The organism is Stieleria neptunia (assembly GCF_007754155.1).
Classification (GTDB): domain Bacteria; phylum Planctomycetota; class Planctomycetia; order Pirellulales; family Pirellulaceae; genus Stieleria; species Stieleria neptunia.
Genome location: NZ_CP037423.1, coordinates 5,853,288 through 5,879,699 on the forward strand (window position 1 = coordinate 5,853,288; position 26,412 = coordinate 5,879,699).

Annotated in this window: 9 protein-coding genes; 5 read left to right on the forward strand and 4 right to left on the reverse strand. The window is 58.8% G+C overall.

Translation table 11 applies throughout. The annotated features are described in order from the left end of the window. Nucleotides 1-198 precede the first annotated feature (198 nt). A complete protein-coding gene (locus Enr13x_RS20375) occupies nucleotides 199-9,696 on the reverse strand; it encodes a DUF4347 domain-containing protein (RefSeq protein ID WP_197455228.1) in 9,498 nt (3,165 codons plus the stop codon). A gap of 696 nt (nucleotides 9,697-10,392) precedes the next feature. On the opposite strand from Enr13x_RS20375, the gene Enr13x_RS20380 reads away from it, so the two are divergent. The 3 genes from Enr13x_RS20380 (at nucleotide 10,393) to Enr13x_RS20390 (ending at nucleotide 15,979) form a co-directional block, all read left to right on the forward strand. Further along, entirely contained in the window at nucleotides 10,393-10,785 is a 393-nt protein-coding gene (locus Enr13x_RS20380; protein WP_145388766.1) for a BlaI/MecI/CopY family transcriptional regulator, read from the forward strand. Nucleotides 10,786-11,011: 226 nt separating this feature from the next. Further along, the gene (locus Enr13x_RS20385) at nucleotides 11,012-13,657 is read left to right on the forward strand and encodes a M56 family metallopeptidase (protein ID WP_197455229.1); all 2,646 of its coding nucleotides are present in this window, start codon (nucleotides 11,012-11,014) and stop codon (nucleotides 13,655-13,657) included. Nucleotides 13,658-14,122: 465 nt separating this feature from the next. Further along, nucleotides 14,123-15,979, forward strand: a complete 1,857-nt coding sequence (locus Enr13x_RS20390; protein WP_145388768.1) for an arylsulfatase — start codon at nucleotides 14,123-14,125, stop codon at nucleotides 15,977-15,979. A 522-nt stretch (nucleotides 15,980-16,501) separates the two neighbouring features. Here the strand turns inward: Enr13x_RS20390 and Enr13x_RS20395 are convergent. After that, entirely contained in the window at nucleotides 16,502-17,536 is a 1,035-nt protein-coding gene (locus Enr13x_RS20395; RefSeq protein ID WP_231743664.1) for a hypothetical protein, read from the reverse strand. A 316-nt stretch (nucleotides 17,537-17,852) separates the two neighbouring features. Between Enr13x_RS20395 and Enr13x_RS20400 the strand changes: the two genes are divergently transcribed. Both Enr13x_RS20400 and Enr13x_RS20405 read left to right on the forward strand, forming a co-directional pair. Beyond that, nucleotides 17,853-21,878, forward strand: coding sequence for a DUF1553 domain-containing protein (locus Enr13x_RS20400; RefSeq protein ID WP_197455230.1), 4,026 nt, complete (start codon nucleotides 17,853-17,855; stop codon nucleotides 21,876-21,878). A gap of 25 nt (nucleotides 21,879-21,903) precedes the next feature. Further along, a complete protein-coding gene (locus Enr13x_RS20405; RefSeq protein WP_197455231.1) occupies nucleotides 21,904-23,349 on the forward strand; it encodes a DUF1501 domain-containing protein in 1,446 nt (481 codons plus the stop codon). Nucleotides 23,350-23,557: 208 nt separating this feature from the next. Here Enr13x_RS20405 and Enr13x_RS20410 read toward each other — a convergent pair whose 3' ends face one another. Then, nucleotides 23,558-24,292, reverse strand: a complete 735-nt coding sequence (locus Enr13x_RS20410) for a hypothetical protein (RefSeq protein ID WP_145388771.1) — start codon at nucleotides 24,290-24,292, stop codon at nucleotides 23,558-23,560. A 411-nt stretch (nucleotides 24,293-24,703) separates the two neighbouring features. Next, nucleotides 24,704-26,353, reverse strand: coding sequence for a cytochrome c3 family protein (locus Enr13x_RS20415; protein ID WP_197455232.1), 1,650 nt, complete (start codon nucleotides 26,351-26,353; stop codon nucleotides 24,704-24,706). Between the last annotated feature and the right edge of the window lie 59 nt (nucleotides 26,354-26,412).

Consider the following 26,412-nt stretch of genomic DNA (forward strand, 5'->3'; position numbering starts at 1 on the left):
CCGGTGTTTTGGCAAAGAGGAAGAACCGGAGGGCTCGCGCCCTGCCGCTAAAATCTAAAGAACTACAGGGGGAAAATGCTTCACAGCGTGAAACGATGGGGGAAATGATCAAACCAACTCGTTCACTTTCCCGCATTCCATCATTCTGCCCCGTATCATTCTGCCATCCTTTCCCCATCGTTTTGCCCACCCGATTCCCTACCCGCCGAATCCGATCGGTCGATTGGCTTGCCGATGCTCATTGGAAAGCGACTGTCGGGCCGACCCGCGATAGACGGCATTGAAATCGTAACGGTCATCGTAGGCGGACCAATGTTGCAGGGAGTGGTAATGTGTTTGCCCGTGGGGTAGCCCCGGGGCGCCGAAGCTGTCACCGGCAGTCGTAAACGTTTCCGCCGCAGTGCTGATTTCTTCGAACTCCACACGTACCTCTTCCTCCTGATCCAAACCCTGGAATTGCATCATCCAGTTGCCACCCATGTCCGCGAAGACGGATGCGCGGACGAGTTGCTCTCCATCGGAGTTGTAGAGCGTTGCAATGACTCTGGCCCCCGGCAGCGCGGTACCCGAAAAGATCGGGTTTGCGGCGAGCCGCGGGATCTCCTGGCTGAGCAATCGGGTGGGAAACGCCGTGGAGTCACTTTCGTATTGTCTGGCAACATCAAACGGGTTGCTAAAATTATTGAAACCGTCATACGTGAAGTACGTCAGCGACGTCGGTGTCGGATCATCAAAGCCGCCGGTATCGCCCGGTGCGCCGGGGTTGTTGGTTGCCGGATCGGTGCCTGAGTCTGACCAATCGGTCACACGGCGGATGGTTTGGTTGGATTGATTCATCACGGGGCTGCCGGCTGCGTCGATGGGCGTGCCCGCCGCCATCGCTTGGTTGACCAAGACCACGTTTGCCTGACCGGTGGTTGGCTTGACCCGCACCACCAGTTGCACCAACACCTGCTCGCCCGGTGCGAGGCGGCCGCTGTTGCCGTCGAACATGTTTTGTGATGGATTGTCGGCGTACCCGGGCTGCAGAATCGGATCAACCATCGCGGAACTTGCGATGATGGTCGGCGCGGTGACGACGGAATCAAAGTTGTCCCCAAATTGAGACTGCACATCGTCCAGCAATTCGATGTTCTCCAGGTAAACCGAGCCGGTGTTTTCGACCATGATTTGGATCGTCACCAGCGATGACATCCCGATCCGCTGCTCGTGGCTGACGCGTTTGGCGACGCCGATTTCCACGAATTCCAGCGAGACCGGATCGTCGGGGTCATTGTCGTCGTCGCTGTGGTCATCGGGGTTGGCCGGATCACCATCGACGTTGGTGGGATCCGTGGGATCATCCGATCGATCCCAGACCATTTGACCCGTCACCGGATCCTTCGCCGCGATGACGGCTTGGTTTTCAAAATCGCCATTGGCGTCATCGCGGACCGAGTCAAGTCTGCGTCCCGGGGCATCGGGGTCGAGTTCGATCGTGAGCTGAATCACGAGAAACTGGCCGGAATCCAAGCGTCCCGATGCGGAAGCATCAATCAGTGACGTTCCGGTCCCCCGCCCGGAATATCCGGCATTCAATTTCGGGGCGTCGCTGGCATTGCCGTCCACCACGGCCGGAGCTGAGACGATGCCGACGAAAGCGTCACCCAGAAGTTCTTCCAGGTCCTCCACCAACGTCAACTCATCGAGGGGAGTGGAGCCGTTGTTGTCGATGCGGATTTGATAGGTCACGTCGTAGTTGCCCGACACGCCGCTGGTCGATGGGGTGGGCGATCCGATGATCTGCTTGGTCAGACTGAGCATTGGGATCCGGTGGATGTTTGGATCGTCAGGCTCATTGTCGGCAATCGGATCCAGTTCAACATTCGCCGGACGATCCGGGTCATCGCTCAGGTCGACTGCGGTCAACCCCGAAACCTCTCCGACACCGCTCACCTGGGCCTGGGCGATCATGGATCCATTGTCGACCGAGATGCCTGGCGCATCCGGATCGACTTCCACCGTCAATCGAATCGTCACAGATTCGCCTGGAAGCATGCGATTGGAGTTGCCGACGGAGTTGTCGACGATGGAGGGATTGATCGATGTCCCGTCGTAGACGGGGTTGAGCGTCAGGGGACGGTTCGCCGTCGTGTGGATCACGGCCGGCGGGACCACCACGTCGACGAATCCGTTACCGAACAGGATCGAGAAGTCTTCGTCGATCGCGATCTGTGTCAGTGGATCGTTGCCGGTGCTAGTGATTGTCAACTCGTAGGTGATGTCGACATTGCCGGTGGTTCCCGATGCCGCCGGTGTCGTTGCGATCGTCGACTGCGTGATCTCCACCAGCGGATGGATGATCGTCGATGTTTCGCGTGCTTGCGCCACGTAGTCGTCTTGACCGCTGTGCCCACCGTCCCCATCGCGTTCGGTGTTGTCTCCGCTGTACACCCCGTCCGGCAATGACGTCCATTGAACAACGGCATCATTCTGCAGCGTGTTGGTGATCGCGGCGAGGTTGTCGGTGATGCGGACGTCGTATCGGATGGTCGCGGTTTGTCCAACCGGCAACGAGTCCAACAGCAGCGCCACCGACCCCGAATCGGAACCGTCAAATTCGAGCGTCGCTCCGGTGACCGTCACACCCAGCAACTGCATTCCTTCGGGAAGCGTGTCCAAGAAGGACAGATTGTGGGCGGTTGCATTGCTGCCAGCGCTGTGCCCGATCGTCGTCGTGTAGCGTACCACTTGATTCAATGATGGCGTGTGATCGCTGACGGTGACGGCAAGACGGAGTTGCGGTTCCAGGACGGTGACATCACTCGCCGAAACCGGCGGCGTTGTTTTCGACGTCCCGCGATGGTTGTAGGTGAGTGTCGCCGATTCGTCCAAGATCGTTCCGCCGGAGACGGGGAGGGATGCATTGGATGGGAGATTGGACACACGTGCGGTATATGTCAGCACGATCGATTCCGTAACGCCGTTGTCTGTGTCAGAATTCGTGACATCGCCCAAGTCGAAGATAAGCGATTGGGGGGGCGTTTGGCCGTCACCGACGATCGATGGCGAGAACGAAGCGGCGCTCCAGGCAAGGCCGGCGGAGTGGACCACCGAATCGAGTGAAACAAACTCCAGCCCCAGATCCATGGTGTCCGTGATCACCAGCGCCTCGGCGTCACCCTCGGGCAGGGTGACCTCCAACTGATACGTCACCGATTCTCCGATCACGACGTCATTCACGCCGTTGCTGCCGTCGTTGATGCTGGTGCCGAGCAGGGACTTGGAAAGGCCAATCGGATTCACGGTAAACGTCGTCTCGTCGGTCGCGGCGTAGTTGTTCAGGGGCGTCGATCCGCTGATCGGCAAACCGCCCGCGCCGGTCCGCTCCGTTGCGTCGGCTCCGTTCAAACTGGACCAGGCAATCGTCGCGGTGCTGGAATGAATGTCTGCCGGCATCACATCAGCATGGATCGTGCCGACGACCGTGATGGTCAGCGATTCGGTCAACGCGATGTCCACCGATTGTCCGGCTTTGAGTTGCAATTGGTTGCCGGCGAGCCATTCAAACCCAGCGGTCAAATCACCCAGAACGCTGTGTGTGACGGAATACGACGTGATGTCCATGTCCGTCGGCAGCGATGCGATAAAGGTTGTGTCGAAGGCGTCGGCCTGGCTGTCCGCTGTGTGGCGGATCGTTGAAGTGTACGTGACCGCATCCAAGGCATCACCGCTCGGCCTACTAACCGAATGAATGACTTGCAAATTCGGTTCGATGATCGTCACGTCCGTGGCGCTGCTGACCGCCGTCGCATCCACGACGCCGCCACGAACCCAGACGAACTGCACGTCATTGCCGACCCTCGTCGACTGTTGATTGACCGACGCATTGACGACCCGAGCGGTGTAAACAATTTCCAATGACTCAATCTTGGCGTTGTCATTGTCGGGATTGATGATTTGCCCAAGATCGAACGTCAATTGCTGGCCGTCGAGAGTTGGATGGTACGCGGCAAGCTGGTCGATTGGGTTTCCATCGCTGGTGATGATGTGCGTCGCGGCACCGCCACTGGTCACCGCAAGGCTGTCAAAGGAGACGAATTCCAATCCGGGGTCCAAGGTATCGATGATCCTTGCGTCGTCAATCGTGGACTCCGGTATCTGAACGCGGATGCGGTATTGAACCAGTTCCCCGATGACGGCTTCAGTCGTTGAATTGTTAAGGTCGTTGATCCCCGTCCCCACCAGTTCCTTGGTCGTCAGCGGACGGATGATGTGCAGATCAGTCGATCGTGTGGCTCGATAGTCGTTGACGCCCCCGCTCCCGATCCCGTGATCTTCTCCGTCGCCAGTGCGTTCGACCGCGGTTGCCCCGTCCATGCTGGTCCAGCGGACGTCTGCATTGCCGGTCAGTGTTTGTCCAGGGTTGACCGATTGGCTGACAACGCCGGTCACTCGAAGCGTCAACGTTTCGCCCTTTCGTAAATCAAATCCGGCTGGGGCGATGGTGGTGACCGTGTTGGTTGTCGACGAGAGGTCGAAGAGTGACGACAGGTCGCCGGCGCTGGAATGAAGCACCGAAACCAAAGAAACATTTTGCAACGCGCTCGGCAAGACTTCCGAGAGGATGACGTCAAATGCATCGGTGTCGCTGGCCGCGGAATGACGAACCACCAAATCCAGCGTCACGCGATCACCAGCATCGACGTGGTCCGGCGAGGCCACGTAGACCAATTCCAAATCGGGTTCGATCACAGTCACATCGGCCACGGCGCTGGCCGTCGATCGAGTTGCACCGTTTAGCTCCCATGTCACCCTGGCGGCATTGGACAGCACCGTACCGGCCTGCTCGCCCTGGTTGCCGGCTGTATTGTCGGTGCGCACGGTGTACCGAATCGTGATGGTCTCCGGTGCCGAGTCGTTGGGCGCATTGATCAGATTCCCAAAATCGAATCGGATCTGTTGTCCACTGATTTGTGGTGTGACCGGGCCGGAAACGTCTGACACGATTGCTGAATCGACCGTCACCGCATCCAGGCTTTCAAAAACCAGCCCAGCTTCCAGCGTATCAATCACGACGGCGCGGTTCATGGTGGCTTCGGGAATGGTCACCACCAATTCATAAGTGGCCCGCTCGCCGATCACGGTTTCCGCTATGGCGTTGTTCGCGTCGACGATGCTGGTCGAGACGAGTGATTTGGTGACGGTCGGTGAGAACACGGTCAGCCGCGTCGAGGCGTTGTCGAAATGATGGTTCACGCCACCGGTTCCGGTTCGCTCGCCGGTCCCACTGCCGGATCCACCAGGCACATCGCTGCCGGTCGGGTTTCCGGCGGTACCCGATCCCGGCAAACTGGTGTAGGTCAGGTTCACGGGCGTGATCAGGGCTTCACCCGGTTGAACGGGTAATTCGAGCGTCGCGTCGAAAGTCACCGTCACGCGACCACCGGTGGGGATATGGTCAAACGCGATCTCGATCTGATTGCCGGAGGAGTGGTCGGTGATGGTTCCGAATCCACCGCTGTTAAGGACACGGATCGTGTCGGCATGCAACGTGACTTGGTCGGGCAGCAGACTGGTCAGCCGAGCTTCAAAGGCGTCGGAGTTCCTTGCGGAGTTGTCGTTGCTGAATTCGATGGTGAACGTCACTCGATCGCCGGCGTCCGCGTTGGATGGAGAAACACGGATCGCCAAGTCATCCATCGTCGGTTCAACGACTCGGGCGTTGGCTTGATTGCTGGTTTGCAGGGTCTGTCGCCCGGGCTTTTCCGTGGGATTGATTGACAGTTGGAAATCATTGCGCAGCACTGCGTTCTGTTGCGCCGACGCGTGGTTGAGCACCAGGGCATTGAACTCGATCACGATGTATTCGGCGTTTGCGTCGTTGTCTCGATTGACGAGGGTGCCGAGCTTGAACTGGGGATCGGTCCCGTTGTTATAGGAATCGGTGTCCGTGTGCAGGCTGGACGTTGAACCGACATTGATATCCGGCAGAACAAACGTCGGCGAGATGACGGTGCTGCCGATCGAGTTCCCGGCGCCGCCGAGGCCGATGGGCAACGTGCCCGATCCGTTTGTCGATGAAATTCCGGCGTCGGAGAGGAAGGCCAACGTGGCGGTGCCATCATCGAGGTATTGCATGCCGCTCCGCAGTCGATCTCTGATCACCAGATCCGGTAACGTGCCTTCGGGGATTTCCACCACCAGTTGATACCGCACGATTTCGCCGATTGCGATCCGTTCGCTGCCGCTGGTCAGCCCGGTATGCGCCTCGCTGGTTGCTACGATCGAGTGGTGCGTCGCGACGTTCTGGACCGTGATCGTTGCGTCATCCGCGAGTGCCCCCGCCGGCAGACTGACCGCATGATTCGCTCCGCCGTCGATTGCACCGTAGGCGATGATCTGGGCAGACGATTGGTAGCTTTGATTGATCTCGACTTCTTCGCGTAGTTGAACATCATAGGTGATGATGATCACGTTTGATCCGCTGCCGCCGCCGTCGGCTTGTTTGTGGATCGCCCCTTCTGCGGCCGATGGGTCGGTGATTTCGATACCGGTGGTAAACAGGTCGCCGGTGAAGTCCAGTGCCGTGCCATCGCCGCGATGGACTTGCAAGTTCAGCCCCGAGGCGGCGATCGCGTATTGTGGCGGGAGGGCATCGACGACTTTTAAATTGAAGCCGTCGGCGCCACCTGAGTTCTGGATCGCAATGGCAACCTTCACACGATCCCCCGCATCCACGTCGTGGAGATCGGCATCGATCGGATCGGTGGCCAGATCCGCAGCGGTGATCCGTCCGGTAAACGCAATTCCCGGGTCGCCGGGCGGCGCGAATGCCGTCGGTGCCGGTGTCGATGTAAAACGGGGGTGGGGTCCATCGGTCGACACCATTCCCTTGGTGATCGTCAACTCGGGGGCTGCGGCCAGGTTTTGGGTGATCGTGTTCGATGAGCGGACTTCCGTTGTGGTCAACTGATACGTCGCAATCGCTTGGTTGGTCAACAACAACCCGTCGTCGAAATGCATGTCTTGCGCGGTCACCGTGAACAGGATTTCGATGGTTTCTGCGATACTGTCGACGACATCAAAACTGCCAAAATTGAAATGGACGCTGTTGGAATCGCCATCGACTGCCAGCGTCGGTGGATCCGTGCTCGATGCGACCTGGTCCAACGTGTGCGCCGGACCGTAACTGAACATGCCCGCAGGCGGCGGTGTGGCGGACGGCCCTCCACCGGCAAACGAGGTGACTTCGTTGGCTCGATAGATCGGCAGCGGCAAGAAGTCGGTCAGGATCAAGTTTTCGTAGTCAGCTGTTGGCATTGAAAACGCAAGTCGGTAGGTGATCGATTGCCCCGCCATGATCGGGTCGTTGCGTTTGTTCGTGTCTCCCTCGATGGCGTACACCGACTTGCTGATCGCCGGCCCGACAATGAAGAGGCTGGTGCCACTGGAATCCGATTCAAATTGTGTATCGCTGATTCCGTCTCGCACGCGGCCCGTCACCGTGACGGAACTGGCCAACGGATCGCCGGCGTCCACCGATCGGTCCCCCGACAGGTAGTACGTCGTGAAGTCTTCTTGGATGACGGTTCGGAAACGGATTTCGACCGTCGTGCCGCCGTCCGAGTCCGCATCGTCAAATCGGTCCCCCGTCAGAATGCCGTCGCTGATGGCCGATGCGAGGTCAAAGCGGACTTCGGTCGCCCCACTGCCGGTTCCCTGTTTGGTGATCGAGTGCTGCGTTTCAGAGAATGTCCCACTGGAAACAACACCTTGCTCGCGGATCACGAATAGCGGTTGGAAGGAATCGTCCCACAATTGTCCATCGCTGAACGTCTCCTGGACGATCAGGTCGGCGAACTCGAAATAGTCCGAGACTTGAACGTGCATCACATACTCAAGCGTGTCGCCGGGAGTCGCACCGCGTGCACCGGTGTCGTTGACGATGGCGACGGATTGTTGAATCGACAACGACTGCTGTGAAACGGCCGAGTCGGTGGAATCGTCATTGTCGGAAATCGACGCGGATTGATAGACTCCGGTGACCTGGGCATCATTCACCGCGACCCTGTCGTCGCCGCTTGAACCATCCAAGACCGGATTGCCGTCGGCATCGGTCTTGCTGATCCAGGCTTGATAGGTGATCACTGCGTCGGCGCTACCAGATCCGGTCAGGCTTCCCAGGTCGACTGCAAGCCGGTTTCCCGGTGGGTTTTGTGGCGACCCAGCAGTGGGCGACGCCGCAGTGGGCTCCGTCGTCGAATAGCTGCCCGTTGAGATGACCTGCAGCGAGCCGGGCACATAGACGTACGAATGGGGCAGAGCATCTTCCACCAGCACCTGTTCGACCGTTTCACCCTCCGCCACTTTCAGGGTCAACGTAAAGGTGATGGGGAAGTTTCTCCCCGTGCTTCGCTCCGCCTCGGCGGCATCACTGGTCTTTACCAATTGCAACACCGTCGGTGTGACGGACGCTGTGACCGCTGTGTCGAAAATCGGTGGATCCGTCGTACGGTTGTCAATCGGGTCGTTTCCCAGTGCGAAGAAACCGACGGCGGACAGGTCGAGTGGCGTGCCGACAGTCGCTCCATCGGTACCACTCAACGCCGCGCTAAAGTGAACGGTCGCATCGGGCTGTTCGGGGACAAAGCTTCCAAACGGCAATTGATACACCAGCAAGCTGTCGCCGGCAGATCCGGTCACCGTCAGTCCCGTCACCGGATGAAGGATGGGATTGCCGCCGTCGTTGACCAGATCTCCATCGGCATTGAACGTTCCCGCCACGATCGGATCCAATGTTCCCGCGAAGATGGAGGCGTGGTTGATGCGAACACCGTGCGGCACGTGCAGATCAAAGTAGGGCGCGAAACCCGCGTCCGAGTGTGTGGGTGACGTGTTGTCAAAGGTGACGTCGAATTGGAACTCCTCATTGAGAAACGCTTCGGATGGCACTTGAAAGGAGACGTGCGGCGCCGGTGATAGCGTGCCGGTCCACTGCATCGCCGTTGTCTCGATCCACAGTGACGGGGTCTGGATCTGTCCGTGGTGGAACTCCAATTCCCAGTCGCCGCCGTCATCAGAATTGCCGGTGGTGTCATCCGATGCGGCGACGTCGGCGCCGGTCAACTGAGCCAGCGTGTCGATGAGGTGTTGGCCGGGGCCAGAGCGGGCGAGGTCGCAGCCGTAGATCAGGAGGTCGCCGTCGCTTGCCAAGGCGCGGCCGATCGATTCAAGTTCCAACGCATACTGATTCGATAGATCATCCGCATCGAACGGTTGTTCGCCCAAGTGCAGCACGCCATCGCGGCCGTGCGAGATCAGATGGATCGCGTCGAGTTCCGTTCTGCCGGTGAGCGCTTCGGCGATCTGGGCAAAGCCGTCTCTGGCGGGATCAAGGTAGACGATTTCCAGGGGCTGGTCTTGTTGATCGATGTCCTCGAGAAGGGTTTCGAAGTCGTCAATGGTGGTGTCGACAAACGCGATTTGACGGATCGTGGACTGCTCCGCTGGGGCGGCTGGCTGGACGAGATCGGTGTGATTGGAAATCGTCTGGATTTCCGGTGCTCGTTCGTCAGGTAGGTCTGGATTGGCGATCTCGATGTCGTCCGGTGTTGCATCGAGTGCGATGAAGTTTGCCAAATCGGCATCGAACAACACCCGTTCTTCAAGCTGTTCGGACAGGCGCCGTCGGAGCGGCTTGGTGGATCGATTCATGCGCGTCATCATTCAACGGCTCCGTGCAGCCGGCGAATGTTGGGGAGGCGCCGGCTGCCGAGTGGTTCGGGAGGAGATCGCAATTCACGGTGGGGCGTTGCCGCGAGACACGCGTGGCCACCGGATGCCGATTTCTCTTGATAACGGCTGGGGGCAAACCCTCGGCGGAGCGAAACCCGAGGGTTTACCCTCGCGATTGGCCAAAGACTGCCGATCAGGGGATCCGTGACGTTTGTAGCGTTTCAGTGACGCAGGGGGCACCAAAGTCGGTGCATCGGCAAGACGATGGGGGCAAGACGATGGGGGCAAGACGATGGGGGCAAGACGATGGGGGCAAGACGATGGGGAGACGATGGGGAGACGATGGGGAGACGATGGGGAGAGGATGGGGAGAGGATGGCAGAATGATCCGGGGCAGAATGATGGAGAGCGGGAGGTGTGAAGCATTTGCCTGGTGGTTCTGACTTCATCGTTTTGCCCCCATTGTTTTGCCTCCCCCACCGGCCTCCCCCACCGGACTCCCCCACCGGACTCCCCCACCGGACTCCCCCATCGTTCTGCCAGCCATCGTTCTGCCAGCCATCATTCTGCCAGCCATCATTCTGCCAGCCCTTCGCCTCGAAGCATTTTCTCCTTGACATCCTATCCGGAACCCTTAAGCTTAAAGCGTTAAGCGTAAGCGACCAGGAGAACTCGATGTCTGAGCAGCTTCCCACCGATCGTGAATTACAGATCCTCGGCGTCCTTTGGGCACGCGGCGAATGCACCGTCCGCGAGGTGTACGAGGAACTTCGCGGGCAGGGCGAAGCGTTGGCTCAAAACACGGTGCAAGCCTTCCTGCGTTTGATGACTGAAAAACAGCTCGTCACCTATCGACAACAAGGGCGGGCGTTCGTTTACCGCGCGGCGGTTGCTCAGAAACGCACCCGTGGTCAATTGGTTTCGTCATTGGTGCAACGCGCATTTGACGGAGCGGTCGACGCGATGGTCCAGAGCGCTTTTGATGCAAAACCGCCCAGTGAAGCAGAGTTGCAGCGACTCGAAGAATTGTTGATGCAACATCGAGCCGGCAAGAAGAAATCACGTTGACCATCAACAGCGTGAATTGAATTCGCGACACACCCACCATCCATCGAGATCGATGATGTCAGACCTCTCCTTTGAATGGCTCGATTCCGTTTTGTTCAGTTCGGCGATCGTTCTGGTCTGCTGCTGGCTAGGCAGTTTGGCACAAAGGAGCCCGCAGAGACGTCAGCGGCTGTGCGAAGCAGGGATCGCATTGTCAATGTTGGCCGCGGGTTTGGTTCTTGTTCCGATGCCGCGTCCTGCCATTTTCGAAGCAGCACGCGGGCCGCAGACGAGCCGCTCGTCGACGATCATCGGAGCTTCGTCGACCGTGGCCGCGGTGCAGCAGCAGTTGGCGGATCCGCCGATGATCGGCAACGCGGTTGCAGCCGCGTCCGCCGCGTCCCCTCTCGCCAATCCGGTATTGAACGCACGGTCACCGATTCGATGGCGGGGCGTGTTGACCAGCGTCTACCTGGGGGGCGCTGGGCTGTGCGTGCTTTTCTTACTGGTCGGGCGGTTGCGGCTGCGTTGGATCGAGTCGGCGGCACGGTGTGAGCGTTCCGATGACGTGCCCCCGCAGGTGCGTTTGTTGATCAGCCCACGGGCGAGTCGACCGTTCTGCTGTGGAATCGTTTCGCCGCGGATCGTGTTGCCGCCGGCAGTCGCTGACAGCGAGCATCGGCCTCATGTTCTACGACATGAATTGGTCCATGTTCAACGAGGCGATGCGTTGACCCGCGCCGTGATGAATGTTGCGATGCCGGTGTTGTACATCAACCCGTTTTATTGGTTGCTCCGACGATCGGCGATCATGGCTTCGGAACACGTTGCCGACGCGACGGCGGCCGAGTCGACATCGGTCGTTGCCTATTCCCGTGGTATGATCGATCTGGCGCGCACACTACACGCGCCTCCGTCGATTTTGTCCGTCGTGGGCGGATGGACCAGCCAAACCACGCTGACCAAACGTCTTCACTGGCTATTGCAGAACGACCGTGGTTCGTCTCCATGCAACGCCACCTGGTCCTGCGCGACGGGGTTCTTCGCGGTGGCGGTGATGGGCTTCGTCACGTTTCTGTTCGGCTGCGCGCCGGAGACCGCACGCAGGGGCGAGGTGGAGGCCGTCGGTGATTCGACCGCCGGCTGCATTTGGTCGATGACACCCGAGATGCCCGGCAGCGCCGCTCGGATCAGCGATTGCGATGTCAAAGTGGTTCGCGGACAGGTCATGGATGACGGGATGCCGGTGGCCGATGCCGAAGTTTGGGCGAGCGGCTATGGTCTGATCGGCGGACGCGAGAGAGTGCTGACGGACAGGGAAGGTCGATTCGAATTGAAGTTGCCGATCGATCCGCGGATGGCGATCCGGTCTTGGAACATTGTTGCGTTTGAAGGAAATCGTTTCGGGCGGTCCGGCAAAGTGTCTGACGACGGCGAGGTCTCTATCAGTCTGAAACCGGGACGTATGGCGAACTTCGCGGTTCGGGATCGGGCTTCCGGCGAGATGATTTCAGGTGCGCGTTTGTTTTTGGTGGATGGTCGCATCGTGGATGCGCCGGACGGCCAATGCCGCATCGGCGGCTTACCGAAAGACCTTACGAAGCTAATCGTCGTTGCACCGGGGTTTGCACGCCGAGCGATCGAGGTCGACCTGTTTTCCGAAAACCAAGAGCGTCTGGTGGTCAAGTTGGACAAGGGCGGTCGGATCCTTGGGCGAGTCGTTGATCGTGGCGGTCAGCCCGTCGCTGGCAATCCGGTCGGGTTGATGATAGGCCACCAAAGTCTTCAGCCGGCCATGCGACAAATCACCGACCAAGATGGGAACTACTCCATGGACGGGATGCCGATTGATCGGCCGGTGCGTGTCAGCACGTATTCCCACAAGACCTCCGGTGGGTCCCAATGGGAGACCCAAACGGTGACGGTTCGTGCGGCTGATCCAGTGGAAGTCAATTTTTCGGTTGATGGTGACCACGCGGCGCCGCAAGAAGCCGGCTCGGCCGTGTTTCACTCGCTTGCTTCGGATCGGCCAGATCCGGGACGTGGCGGCGTGCGTGGCCAGGTGTTGCTGCCCAACGGAGAACCGGCGACGGAATTCGAACTGTCGTTTCAGTGGCCGCGAGATTGGCAGCCCGGTGAAGAGATCGTCAGCGGTGGTCCCGTCGGAAACGCGTGCCTGTTCACTCCGGCCGATGGGCGTTTTGAGTTCACGGGGCTGAAAAAAGGAGGCACCTATCGATTCGTCGCCGCCGCGCCGGGATACCAAGACGCGGTCGTGTCCCGCGTCCACGCGGTGGCACTTTCGGAGCTCGATTCAACTGAATCGATCAACCTGCAGCTCAAGCCGGCGACCGATGCGGTGATCACGGTGAACGATCCGGCATCGCAACCCATCGCAGGAGCGGATGTTTGGCTGATTCCCGGGGACCCGAAACGTCCGCTTGATGCGCATCCGCTGGTCCGTCGACGTCTTCACGGCAAATCTGATTCGCAGGGGCACGTCCGTTTTTCCGCGATCCCATTTGCCGACGGGGTCTTGATCGTTGAGAAGGACGGCAAGGGAACGGAGCAGATCGCATGGAACGGAACGAGCACTACCGTCACGTTATCGAGTCCAGCCAACCTGAAAGTCCAACTGTCACGCCCAGACGGCAGCGCTGAACCCGTGAACATTTTTTTGCAACGCGTCGGAAGCAATCGCTTGAGTGCGAAGACAGCCAAAGCCGGCGAGATGGAGGTCGTGGTTGAAAACATCACCTCGGCCAAGTACAAGGTATCGATCGAATCAGACGACTACCTGCTGAGCGATGGCAACTGGGAAGCGGAAATCGGCATGGTGAAACCCGGCAGCATGCAAGTCGTCACGTTGCAGTTGAGGCATCGCGAAAACTAAGTTTTGACCGATCACACGATCAGGTTGCGTGGCGAGGGCAAGACGCTGGGAAAAGGATGGCAGAATGATACGGGGCAGAATGATGAAGAGCGGGAGGTGTGACGTGATTGGCTGCCGGTTCTGACTTCATTGTTTTGCCCCCATTGTTTTGCCCTACTTCCGGCCACCTGTATTATTCTGCCACCCACCCTCAGAGACCGTCCAGCTTAAGGCGGTCGCTTTTCTGATGTACGATGGCCCTTCCGGGCCGTCGCCCGTGGGGCTCTGCGCGACGACCTAGAAAGGACGTCGTACACCCCTCCGCCGACCACCTCTCACCCATTCGGTCAGATCGTTCAGATTTGTCGCGCGATCGAGTCGGTCGACGCATCGTTCGACTTGGCTTGGCCGGTCGACAACACATTGTCGATTGATCAAAGTAGTCAGCCCCCCAACACTTCATCCGACTCAAGATCTCGCCTCGCCATGAAGCCCCTGACCTCTACACTCCTGTTTTGCATTTCCCTGCTTCCTTCGTTGCTCGGCCATTGCCAAGCAGCCGATCCGCAACCGGCATCACGGCCCAACGTGGTTGTCGTGATCACGGATGATCAGGGCTACGGAGAGCTTTCTTGCCACGGCAATCCGGTTTTGGAAACGCCGCACTTGGATCGGTTGGCGTCAGAAAGTGTTCGCCTGGTGGATTTCCACGTCGCACCGATGTGCACGCCGACGCGCGGCCAATTGATGACCGGAGTCGATGCGCTGCGCAACGGTGCGATGAACGTCAGCAGCGGGCGAACGTTGCTTCGTCGTGAATTTCCCACGATCGCCAATCTGTTCGCCGACTCGGGCTGGAGCACAGGGCTGTTCGGCAAGTGGCATTTGGGCGATGCGTATCCTTACCGGCCCCAGGATCGCGGGTTTCAAGAAAGTGTTTGGTTCCCATCGTCCCACATCAATTCGGTTCCGGACGCCTGGAACAACGATTACTTCGATGACACTTACCTTCACAACGGCCGTCGTGAAACCTATTCGGGATACACCACCGATGTCTTGTTTCGTGAATCGATGGAATGGATGCAGGCGGAAGCGGATGCCGGGCGACCGTTTTTCTGTTACTTGGCGACCGCCGCGGCTCACCAACCACACTTTGTTCCCGAAAAGTATCGGTTGGCCGCCCGTGAAAAATGGCAGGCGGCGCGGGACCAGTTTCCCGCAATGGATCCCGAACGGGAGGAACAACTGGTTCGTTTCCTGGGTATGTGCGCCAACATCGATGACAACATCGGCTTGTTGGAACGTTTTTTGACGCAGAGCGGTTTGCGGGAAAACACGGTGGTGGTCTTCCTGACCGACAACGGCAGCACGTTCGGCCCCAGATACTTCAACGCCGGCATGACGGGCGGAAAAACCACGCTTTGGGAAGGCGGACACCGTGTGCCTTGCTTCGTCCGGTGGCCGAGCGGTGGGTTCAGAGCCGCGGGTGATGTGGCCGGTTTGACCCAGGTCCAAGACTTGTTGCCGACGTTCTCGGATCTGTTGAAGCTGAAGGTGCCTGCCGAAGCAACGTTTGACGGAACCAGCCTGGCCGGCGTGCTGCGCGGCGAGTCCGATGTTCCCGAAGATCGCATGTTGGTGATCAATTACAGCCGGATGCCTTTCAAGGCGCGCCGAACGATGCCCAACAACAATGCGGTTCCACGTCGCGAGCGGGCAGCGGTGTTGTGGAAGCATTGGCGCCTGCTCGAGGACAAACGGCTCTACAACCTGGACGCCGACCCGTTGCAGCAAACCAACGTGATCGATCAGCATCCCGAGGTCGCAGCGGCCATGCGCGAACATTTAGACGCGTGGTGGGACCGATTGAAAACGAACGTCAATGAATTTCAACCGTCGGTCATCGGCGACGATTCGCAAAATCCCGTGCGATTGACCGCCTGTGAGTGGGCCGATGTGTTCATTGACCAGCAGTCTCAGGTGCGCCGTGGTGACCGCAAGAACGGGATCTGGCATTTGGAAGTTGCCGACTCCGGCCGCTATGCGCTCACACTCAGCCGTTGGCCCGAGGAGTCGGGACTCGGCTTGCGTGACGGCATCGACGAGACGCCCGTTGCCGACGGAGTGTTCACCGAAGGGCCGGCCTGGCCGGTCGCCGTCGCACGATTGCGGGTCGGCGAGCAACGACTGCGAACCAAGGTTGACCCAGATGCCAGTTCAGTCCGGTTTGAGCTGACGTTGCCGGCCGGTCGGACGACCATGCAAACCTGGTTCGATGACGATTCGGGGAATGAGATCTGCGGTGCGTACTATGTCAACGTGGAACGCTTGGCGGATCGGTAAGTTGCGTCGGCGGACGGGATTGGCAAAACGATGGGGGCAAAACGATGGGAAAGGATGGCAGAATGATCCGGGGCAGAATGATGAAGAGCGGGAATGGTGGGGGGCTGGCCGGGTGGTTCTGACTTCATCGTCTTGCCCCCATCGTTTTGCCCTTCCAGCTGCCCGAAAGATCAACCCCGCGTTTGTTTTGGCTGGTGCCACTGGGCTGCTTGCGCAGCTGGGGTCGCAAGCTGGAAGCTTACGCCACTGGGCTGCTTGCGCAGTTGGGGTCGCAAGCTGGAAGCTTACGCCACTGGGCTGCTGGCGCAGTTGGGGTCGCAAGCTGGAAGCTTACGCCACTGGGCTGCTTGCGCAGTTGGGGTCGCAAGCTGGAAGCTTACGCCACTGGGCTGCTGGCGCAGTTGGGGTCGCAAGCTGGAAGCTTACGCCACTTGGCTGCTTGCGCAGCTGGGGTCGCAAGCTGGAAGCTTACGCCACTTGGCTGCTGGCGCAGTTGGGGTCGCAAGCTGGAAGCTTACGCCACTAGCGTGCGGGTCGGGTGGCGATGCGCTGGCCCTTGGGACGCAGCACGTAAACCTTCGGGTCGTCGACGACGAACGTAGTGCTCCAGCGTTGTCCGTCGTCGGCGCTGCAAACGTTGTAGAAAAACGTTCGGAAGCGTTCGGCGCGATAGCCGTACGGAAACTGGCTGGTGATGTAATCGTCTTCGGTCAAATCATCGACTCCGGGCGACGCATAATAGTGCACCATTCCGTCGGGAGTGACACTCATCCCTAATGTCCACCAACCGGTCGTGGTGATTTGGGGACCGCGGAAATCGCCGCCACGTTGGTTGCCCCGGATTCGCAAGTAGGCGTAATCATGGTCCTTGCGGGTGGTGGACTTGCTTTCAAATTCAACAAACATCCCGGGCCAATAGACTTCGTTGCCCATTTCCTGGGTGGTGCGTTTAAAGATCCCCACGCCGACTTCTTTGTCAACCATCGCGGTTGTTTCCAGCGCCAGGCGGAATCCGAAATGCGGTCCACTGCGGTTTTCCCAGCTTTCAACCGGCGGCAGAAAAACGCGGGTCGTCACACTGGGGACTTCCGCAATGTCGATCCGCCGTTTCAGCCGGTATTGGACGTTTGCGACGAAGTCATCTTGGTGCATGGTTCCGCTGGGTCGGCCGGGGATGCCGGTGAACTTGCTGCGCATCAACAGGGCGCCCGTGCTGCCGGGGATCCCACCCGGTGGAGTCGCCACGCGTTTGACTTCATCGGGATGTCCGCGTTTGATGCCTTCGTACCATCGACCGTTGGTGCTTCGCCCCATCGGACCGCGTTGGTTTTCGTCGATGTCTTCGGTACTCTTGGGGTTCCGCGGGACGTAGCCCCAATTGGGGTCTTCGAAGTCGTCCGAGACGCCGACGATTTCGCTGCCGGTACCCGGAACAACAGGCCGCTGGGCGTTGACATCGGTTCCGGAATTGACCAGTCCCGCGATGAGGGTGACAGCGAGGCTTCGGCCGCACCATTTTGAAACGGTGGCGAAGGTTACTTTGAGCGAGTTTGTCATCGCTTTTTCCGTTGGTTTGGATCAAATCATCAGCGTGAAACAACGGAGATCGGCCATCGCGGGGCGGGATGCAATGGAGATGCACCCGCGCATGCGGTTTGGCGACGGCCTTCCCTTGTCAAGATTGATCGGCAACCAATTGGTAGATCTGTAACGGTTTTCCCGATTTCAGCGGTGACGCGGTGCGATCCGGGGAAAGCTTGCTCGGCGTTCTGCGGTGGGCTAGGCTGGCGAAATTCAAATCTAGACCTGGATCGGGATCTCTATGCGTTGGACAGTCATTCTCCTTTTGGCCTGCGGTTTCAGTACTCACGGCATGGCCAAGACGATCTCGGAGGCGGAGCGGGAGTTCTTCGAGTCGAAGATTCGGCCGGTGTTGGTCGAGCATTGTTATTCCTGCCACAACTCCGTCGACTCGTCGGAGGGGGGACTGGTGATGGATCATCGCGACGCGGTGCTGCGTGGCGGTGACGGAGGCGTGGTCGTTGTCGCAGGCGATCCGGGCGCAAGTCGGCTGATCAAGGTGCTGCGTCATGAAATCGACGGCCTGGAGATGCCCGAGGGGGGCCCAAAACTGGATGAGGCCATCGTCCGTGACTTTGAAAAATGGATCCGCATCGGGCTGCCCGATCCCCGCGACCAACCGCCGACCGACGAGGAACTCCAGGCGTCAAGCTCGTGGGCGGAAAAGCTGGAGCGGCGAAAGCAGTGGTGGAGCTTCCAACCCATTGTTTCGAGTGATCCGCCCGCCGACGAAAACGATTCGCCCCATCCGATCGACCGCTTCGTCAATCGCGAACTGGAAAGCAACGGGTTGAAGCCGTCTCCTGCGGCGGACGCCGCGACCCTGGTTCGCCGTTTGTTTTTTACGTTGACCGGCCTGCCGCCATCGCCCGACCAAGCAACCAGCTGGACTCGACGGATCAACGAAACGGCCGACCGAGACGCGGTCGTCGGAGAATTGATCGACCAGCTGTTGGACAGTGACAATTTTGGGCCGCGGTGGGCCAGGCATTGGATGGATTGGATTCGTTACGCCGAGTCACACGGCAGCGAGGGGGATCCGCGGATTCAAAACGCTTGGCACTATCGCGACTATCTGATTCGCGCGCTCAACGCCGATGTTCCCTATGACCAATTGCTGCGGGAACACGTCGCCGGTGACCTGTTGCCTGAACCGAGAATCAATCCGCAGCTGGGGATCAACGAGTCCATGGTCGGCACCGCACATTGGCGGATGGTGTTCCATGGATTTGCGCCCACCGACGCGTTGGACGAAAAGGTTCGTTTCATCGATGATCAAATCAACGTTTTTAGCAAAGCATTCTTGGGGCTGACGGTTTCCTGTGCCCGCTGTCACGATCACAAATTTGATGCGATCAGCCAGGCCGATTACTACGCGCTGTTCGGGGTGCTCGCCTCCTGCAGACCCGGACGCCATGTCGTCGATTTACAATCCCAGCAAGAACTTCATCGAACGACGCTGGCGGAGCTGAAGACTCAAATCCGAGACTCGATCGCGTCACAGTGGCTGGTCGAGTCCAACGTGGCGACGGATCGGTTGTTGAACCCTGACGCGAAGCCTGCCAAGTCGGTCGGCTTGGTCGACGTCTTGAACGGGCTTCGTCAAAACGTCGCCGACGGGAAACCGTTTCAAACGGCCTGGAACGAAACGGTGCAGGCTCAATTGGACCAGCGAAACGCCGTCGACGCGTTCTTTGCGAATTCAACAAGCGTCCACTGGAATTTGGGCGATGATGATGCACGGTCCCAGTGGTATTCCTATGGAACGGGACTGGAAGGAGATTCTGATGCCGGGCAGTTTTCGATTGCCATCGATGGCCAGACGCTTTTGTCCGGCATCTATCCGTCGGGCGTTTACACGCACGGTCTTTCCGCCAAGCATCCCGGACGGCTGACATCACCGGATTTTCAATTGCATGACGGCCAGGCGATTTGCGCCGAAGTGATCGGTGCGAACGACGCCAGTTTGCGTTATGTGGTTCAGGATTATCCACGCAACGGAACCGTATACCCGGTCACGCGACTCAACGGCGACTGGAACGTGCAGCGGTACGATCTGTCGTACTGGAGTGGCGACATGATTCATCTGGAGTTGGCGACCGCGATGGACGCGCCTTTGTTGACATCCGACAAGCCACGGTCCTGGTTCGGCGTGCGACGGGTCGTCGTGACGGACAATGATCACGAAGTCCCCAGGCCGGCATCGGAAGGGTTCTTGGCGTTGGTCGAGTCGGCTAAGTCCGCTCGGGGCGCCGCCTCCGCTGGGGGCGATGTGCCCGGCGACTGGTCGCAGCTGGAGACATTGTTGCGTTCATCGGTCCGGCGTGCCGTGGTGGCTTGGACGTCGGGCTCGATGACCGACGCGCAAGCGATCCTGCTAGACGATTGTCTGCGGACGGGTGTGTTGCCGAATTCCTTGGATCGGCTTCCCGAACTGAACGCGTTGGTGGGACAATACCGTAAACTTGAAAATGAGATCCCCGTACCGACTCGTGTCCCTGGTTTGGACGAATCGGTGGGAGTCGACCAGCCGTTGATGGTCCGGGGGAATCACAAACAACTGGCGGATCCGGTGCCGAGACGATTCCTCGAAGTGATCGATGACAGCCCTTATCGGTCGACGATCAGCGGTCGTGCGGAATTGGCGGAGGATTTGTTGCGGGACGACAATCCGCTGACTCGGCGTGTGATCGTCAATCGCATTTGGCATCATCTGTTCGGCCAGGGAATTGTTTCCACGCCGGACAATTTTGGGCGTCTTGGGAATCTGCCCTCGCATCCCGAGTTGCTCGATTGGCTGGCGGTTCGGTTCGCCAAGGATGGGTGGTCGATCAAAACATTCATCCGGCTGCTCGTGTCGTCCGATACCTGGCAACGCTCTTCCCTGCCGCAGCCGGGGGTCGAGAAAGCGGATCCTGAGAATGTGCTGTTGGCCCGCGCGAATGTGCGCCGGTTGGAAGCCGAAGCAATCCGGGATGCGTTATTGAGTGTGTCGGGGCGATTGCAGGACCAACATTTCGGCGCGCCCGTCGGAGCGGCTTCGCCACGACGGAGTATTTATGTTCGGGTGATCCGCAATGATTTGGATCCCTTCTTGCGTGCCTTTGATTTTCCCGAACCGTTCAGCAGCGTCGGCCGGAGGGACGTGACGAACGTTCCCGCCCAGTCGCTGGCGATGATGAATGATGCCCAGATCAACAACGTCGCTAATGATTGGGCAAGCCAAACGCTTGCCGAGGCAACGTCCGACGGCGACCGCAACGGCATCGCCGCCATGTTCCTCCAAGCGTTCGGTCGTCAGCCGTCGGATCGCGAAATCGCCCAGTCGGAAACGTTCTTGAATGAGATGCGTTTGGTCGTCGCCGAGCGGGCGCGACAGAGAGCGGAATTGGGACTACAGATCAATCAGATCGAATCGGCGATCGACGCGCGGTGGCAGTTGGCCCGCGAGCGACTTGGCGATCAGGATGAATCTGAAGGCCAGCTGTCAACGGTCGACGTGCCAATGCCGATCGGTCGTTGGGACTTCACGATCGGGCTGGACGATCAAGTCGGCAGCGCGAACGTGAACCTGATGAACGGTGCGCGACAATCCAAACAGGGATTGATCGTGACCGATGGCGGGTATGCCCTGACCAACTCGATCGGCGTGCCCCTGTCGCAAAAAACGTTGGAGGTCTGGGTGAAACTGAAGGATTTAGATCAACGAGGCGGCGGGGCGATGACGCTGCAGTCCAAAAATGGCGCGTTGTTTGACGCGATCGTATTCGCCGAACGAGATCGCCGGCAATGGCTCGCCGGCAGCAACAACTTTCAGCGCACCGAGCCGTTTGGCGGTTCCGAAGAGGCGGCAGCCGATCGCCAACCGGTGCATGTTGCGATCACCTATGATGCGGACGGCCAGATCGCCGGATATCACAACGGCCAGCCCTATGGAAAACCCTATCGCAGTGGCGGACCACTGACCTTTGCCGCCGGCGAATCCGTCGTCGGCTTCGGGATTCGGCATCTGCCCGCCGGAGGAAATCGCTTGCTATCGGGAACGATCCTGCAGGCAAGACTTTATGATCGTGCGTTGACCGCGGAGCAGATCGCGGCGTCAGCAGCGGATTCGGCGTCTTTTGTGTCCGAAGCAAGGTTGCTGGAACAACTGACCGAAGTCGAGCGAAATGCAATGCAACAGGATCGTGCGTCGTTGGAGCAGTTACGCCGTCAATGGAAGTCGATTCCGGAATCCAAGCTCAGCGAGACCGGACAAGCCTGGTCCGAGTTGGCTCGCGCGTTGTTGTCGTTCAAGGAGTTTCTTTATGTTCGCTGATCGTCGACCACACCCGCCCATGCCGATGCATCGCTCACGCAGACTGTTTCTGGAACGATGTTCAACCGGATTCGGTGCCGCGGCGCTGACGGCAATGATGCAAGACAACGGAGGGGCAAACACCAGCGCAGCGGATCCGCTGCATGCGTTGCCCGACGACGCGGCGCTGCGAACGTTTCATCATCCGCCCAAAGTCAAGCATGTGATTTTTTGTTACATGTCCGGCGGCGTTTCGCACGTCGATTCGTTTGACCCAAAACCCAAGCTGGAAGCGTTGCACGGACAGCCGATGCCGGTCCAGGTGGAACGGACACAGTTCAATCGAAACGGCAACGTGATGGCCAGCCCGTTTACGTTCAAACGCTCCGGCGAGTCGGGATTGCCGATCAGTGACATGTTTCCCGAAATCGCGTCGGTGGCGGATGAGTTGGCCGTGGTTCGGTCGATGACCACGCCCGTCAACGAGCACGCCCAGGGTAACTTTGTGATGCATTCGGGATTTCCGTTCATGGGGCATCCGAGTGCGGGGGCGTGGTGTTCCTACGGACTGGGCAGCGAGAACGAGAATCTGCCCGGTTTTGTCGTCTTGCAAAGCGGCAACGCGGTCGTGCCGCACGGCGGATTGAGTCTGTTCAGCAGCGGGTTTTTGCCGGCGCAACACCAGGGATCGGTCTTGAAAGCCGACCAACCCGAAGCGATCCGCAACGTGCGTCCCCGAGGGTTACGCGACGATCAACTTCGGCGAATGGAGTTTGCCAATTCGTTTGATCAACAGTTCTTGAATCAGGCCGGAGGCGACGCGCAAGTCGAAGCGGCGATCCAGAACTATGAAACAGCGTTTCGGATGCAGACTTCCGTACCGGAGTTGTGTGACATCTCGGACGAAAGTGAGTCGACCCGACGTCAGTACGGGTTGGATTCCAGCGACCAGCAGAAAGCGGCCTATGCGCGGCAGTGTTTGCTGGCTCGGCGGTTGGTCGAGCGCGGTGTCCGATTCATCGAGCTGAGTTGTTTGACCAAGGGCATCGGCGCCGGTGGAGCGGCCAATCCCTGGGATCAGCATGGTGATCTGGAAAAGGGGCACCGGGCGATGGGGTTTCAAGTCGACCAACCGATCGCGGCGCTGATCAAAGATCTACGCGCTCGCGGACTGCTGGAGGAGACCCTGATTGTGTGGGCAGGCGAATTCGGCCGGACGCCGTTTTCGCAAGGCAGCAACGGACGGGACCACAACCCGCAAGGGTTCAGCGTTTGGCTGGCCGGCGGCGGCGTCAAGGGCGGAACGTGGTACGGCGCGACCGATGAATTGGGTTATCACGCAATCGAGAACACGTGCACCGTCTATGACCTTTGGGCGACGGTGTTGCATTTGTTGGGCGTCGATCATGAAAGACTGACGTACCGTTACAGCGGACGCGACATGCGGCTGACCGATGTGCACGGGAACGTGTTGACGGATATCCTCAGCTAAGGTGTGCAGGGAAGTGGGGTAGGCTTCCAGCCTGTCATCCAGCTCATCGCAGGCTTGACACCCAACGAGAAAGTTTTTGTTAGCGGAACGGCGCGAGCCGTCCGGTCGCGTTTCAAAAACACGGTGAAAGACCGGAGGGCTCGCGCCCTGCCGCTAACCAAAAACACCCCGTTTCCGCGGTACCCTAAGAATAAAAGTTGACGAAGCACTAGTTCCCGAACGTGCTTTGGATCAGCACCATCATCTCGCCTCGATTGTCCGTCGGGTCGACGTCGAACATCCGCAGGAACAAGCGTCCGGAGGAATCAGCAACGAAATCGCCACCGTGTTTGACGACAAACGGTTTGGCTTTTTCCAGCTCGCCGGGTGAGGACGCAATCACGCCGATCAGCGTCCCCAGCTTGATCCGGGAATCGCGTGGTTTCATTTTCTCGGGGATCTCAATGCCCTCCGCCCCCGTTTCGAACACCACACTCCAGGTGCCCTGGACTTCGACGTGAACCGGCATGCCCTTGATCAATTGCGCCCCGGAATCTTGCCAGCCTCCGGTCGCCTCGACCTTGATCACCTTGCGATCCTTCATCGACTGCATCTGCAGCATCCGCTTCACGCCCGCTTCGGCTTCGGGGTATTTGGGCACCAGACGCGCCATCGCCTCGAAGACTTCGCGGGCCTTGTCGAATTGCTTTTTGCGTTCGTATTCCCCGGCCAGTTTTTCCGCCTTGACGATGAACTCCTTATGTAGCGAGAGCAGTTCAGGGTCGCTGGGCAGATCCGGCTGATTCTTCGCGGCGTCCTTGACCGCCTGGTCCATCCGCCGCTGCAGCTGTTGTTGTTGCTGCTGAAATCGTTTCAAGTTCGCATTTTGGGCGGTGACCGTCCGGCGCGAGTCATTCGCCAGGCAGGCGGCGAGAAAGACGAGAAGAAAAGGGAGTCGATTCATGATGTGAATGGGATTGGTGACGGCGTCTTGCTGGGTCAGTCCACGGTAGAGTCTAGAACGGACAAAACGGGCATTTGTTCTTCAAAATCGCGGAAACCCAAACAAAATCCTTCGAGGCCGTCACATCGACGAATCGATCGCTTGCAGAATCGAAGCTTTGTCATCCTCGAACGTCTTGACGAGAATCGGTTCGAGCATCTGCACTTCGGTGAGCAGCGGTTTTCCACTCAACCCGCTCGGCAGTGCACTCGGGTGAGCGTTGCAATGAGTGTGACGGTCTGATCGCCCACTGCGAGAAAAGAGGCAGTCGCCGTCAAGCTACAATCGTCTGCCAATTCGGCTCCTGACCCATTTTCTCGCGCATGACAAACAACGCGGCGCCGCATCGGCCCGGTCGTGCAGATTGCGTCGCTATTCTTGAATGTTGACCGGACGCTCGTTGCGGTCTTCCAAAAGTCGGTGCAACCACTCTCGATCGACTTTGCCTTGCTTGTCGACCAGGACCCGAGCGTCACGGGTTAGGATCGCTTCCTCACAATATTCATCCAAGCGTTCCGTGATGATTTGCGAGCGAACCGACGGCGGGGCCACAAAATCAAATTCAATCGGTTTGCTGTCCGGTAGTGATTTGTATGCCCGCTCGGCGATAAAACGGATGGCGTCATAGCGATCGAGCATCCCAACTAACAAATAGAGTTCAAGCCACTCAGTTCCCGATGCGTCCCGTGCTTCCGTGCGTTCCATTGCGGCGACCTGGATAGCGCGTTGGGGCGCATCCCCTTTAAGGAGTTGAAGCACCGACAATGCAATTGTTTTCTCTTCATCGGTCAACTGGGGTTGCTGATGTCCATACCACTCGGCGAGATGACGCGATGTTTCTTGAAGCGTTTGGTCCAGATGACAAAGATTGCATGCCGAGGGGCGAGTGGTGTCGATGACCGTTTGTACGCTGGGTGACGAGATGGTATGCGAACGAACCGTCTTCAGCAGCCCGTAAACCGTGTGCGGCATGTGGCAGTTGACACAGCGACTGCCGGTGGACTCCACCGGATGGTGCGTGTGTTTGGACCCGAGTTGCTCGTATTCTTGGTGACACTGCAAACACGCTTGATCGCCACGCATTCCCGGCCGAAGTTGATCGTCGCGCCATTCCTCTTGGAGCGATCGATCCTGCTGATGCATCGTGTGGCAGGACAGACAAGTCATGTCGCCGCTTTTGAAACACGGCGATTCGATCATGCCGCTGTAGGCACGGCCGGTCCCGCGCATTTGTCCGTCTGGCCAAAAGCTATTGCTCGGGTCGGCTCCCGTCACTTGCAACCAGTGGGCCAGAGCCGGATCATTAACATGACCAGGGCTGGCACGAACGATTTGGTACCGCCGCGAGTCTTCAATGGATTGCCCCGGGCGATAGTCGAGACCACGACGCATGTACTCTCGTTCGTTTTTTGCAAATCCCACCGAGTGGCATCGGGCGCACATTTCACTTTGCAGATCGGAGTCCAAGTCCATCGGGTCGACAATCCGATCTCGTAGCTGTGTCGATCCCGTGGCTGCTGCTTGCTTGTTTGACGCCTGATGGATCAATACATGTCCCTGGCCGGGACCGTGACAGGCTTCGCAACTGATTCCGAATTCACTGACCTCGGTCTGCCAGCCATTGGCGAAGGAGCGATCCGCCGAAACGTGTGGCCGCGGGTGAGTGGAGTGGCACAGACAACAAGTACTGTTCCAGCGTCCCTGTTCGGCTTCGTAAGTGTTTCCCGGAGTACGCAAGAATGCGGACCCCCGCGGAATCCATCTCTGTTGGTCAAGAAGATAGACGATCGGCAACATGCTGGGCGACTTTTCAACGCCTGAATCATACCAAAACACATGCATATGATGCGATCCGGTCATCATCACCAGTCGGAAGCCTCGACGCGTTCCCGCCGAGGCATCTTCTTCGGTCACAAAAAACTGATCTCCGTCGCGCCGGAAACGATAGGTCTTTCCTGCAACCATGGTCTGGCCGGCTTCGATCGCCTTGGGAGCAGTCGAGGGATCGATCGGCTGGGTCATTGTGCGATGGTAGGAGGCGTGCCACGATTGGTGTTGTTCCGCGTGGCAACTTCGGCAAG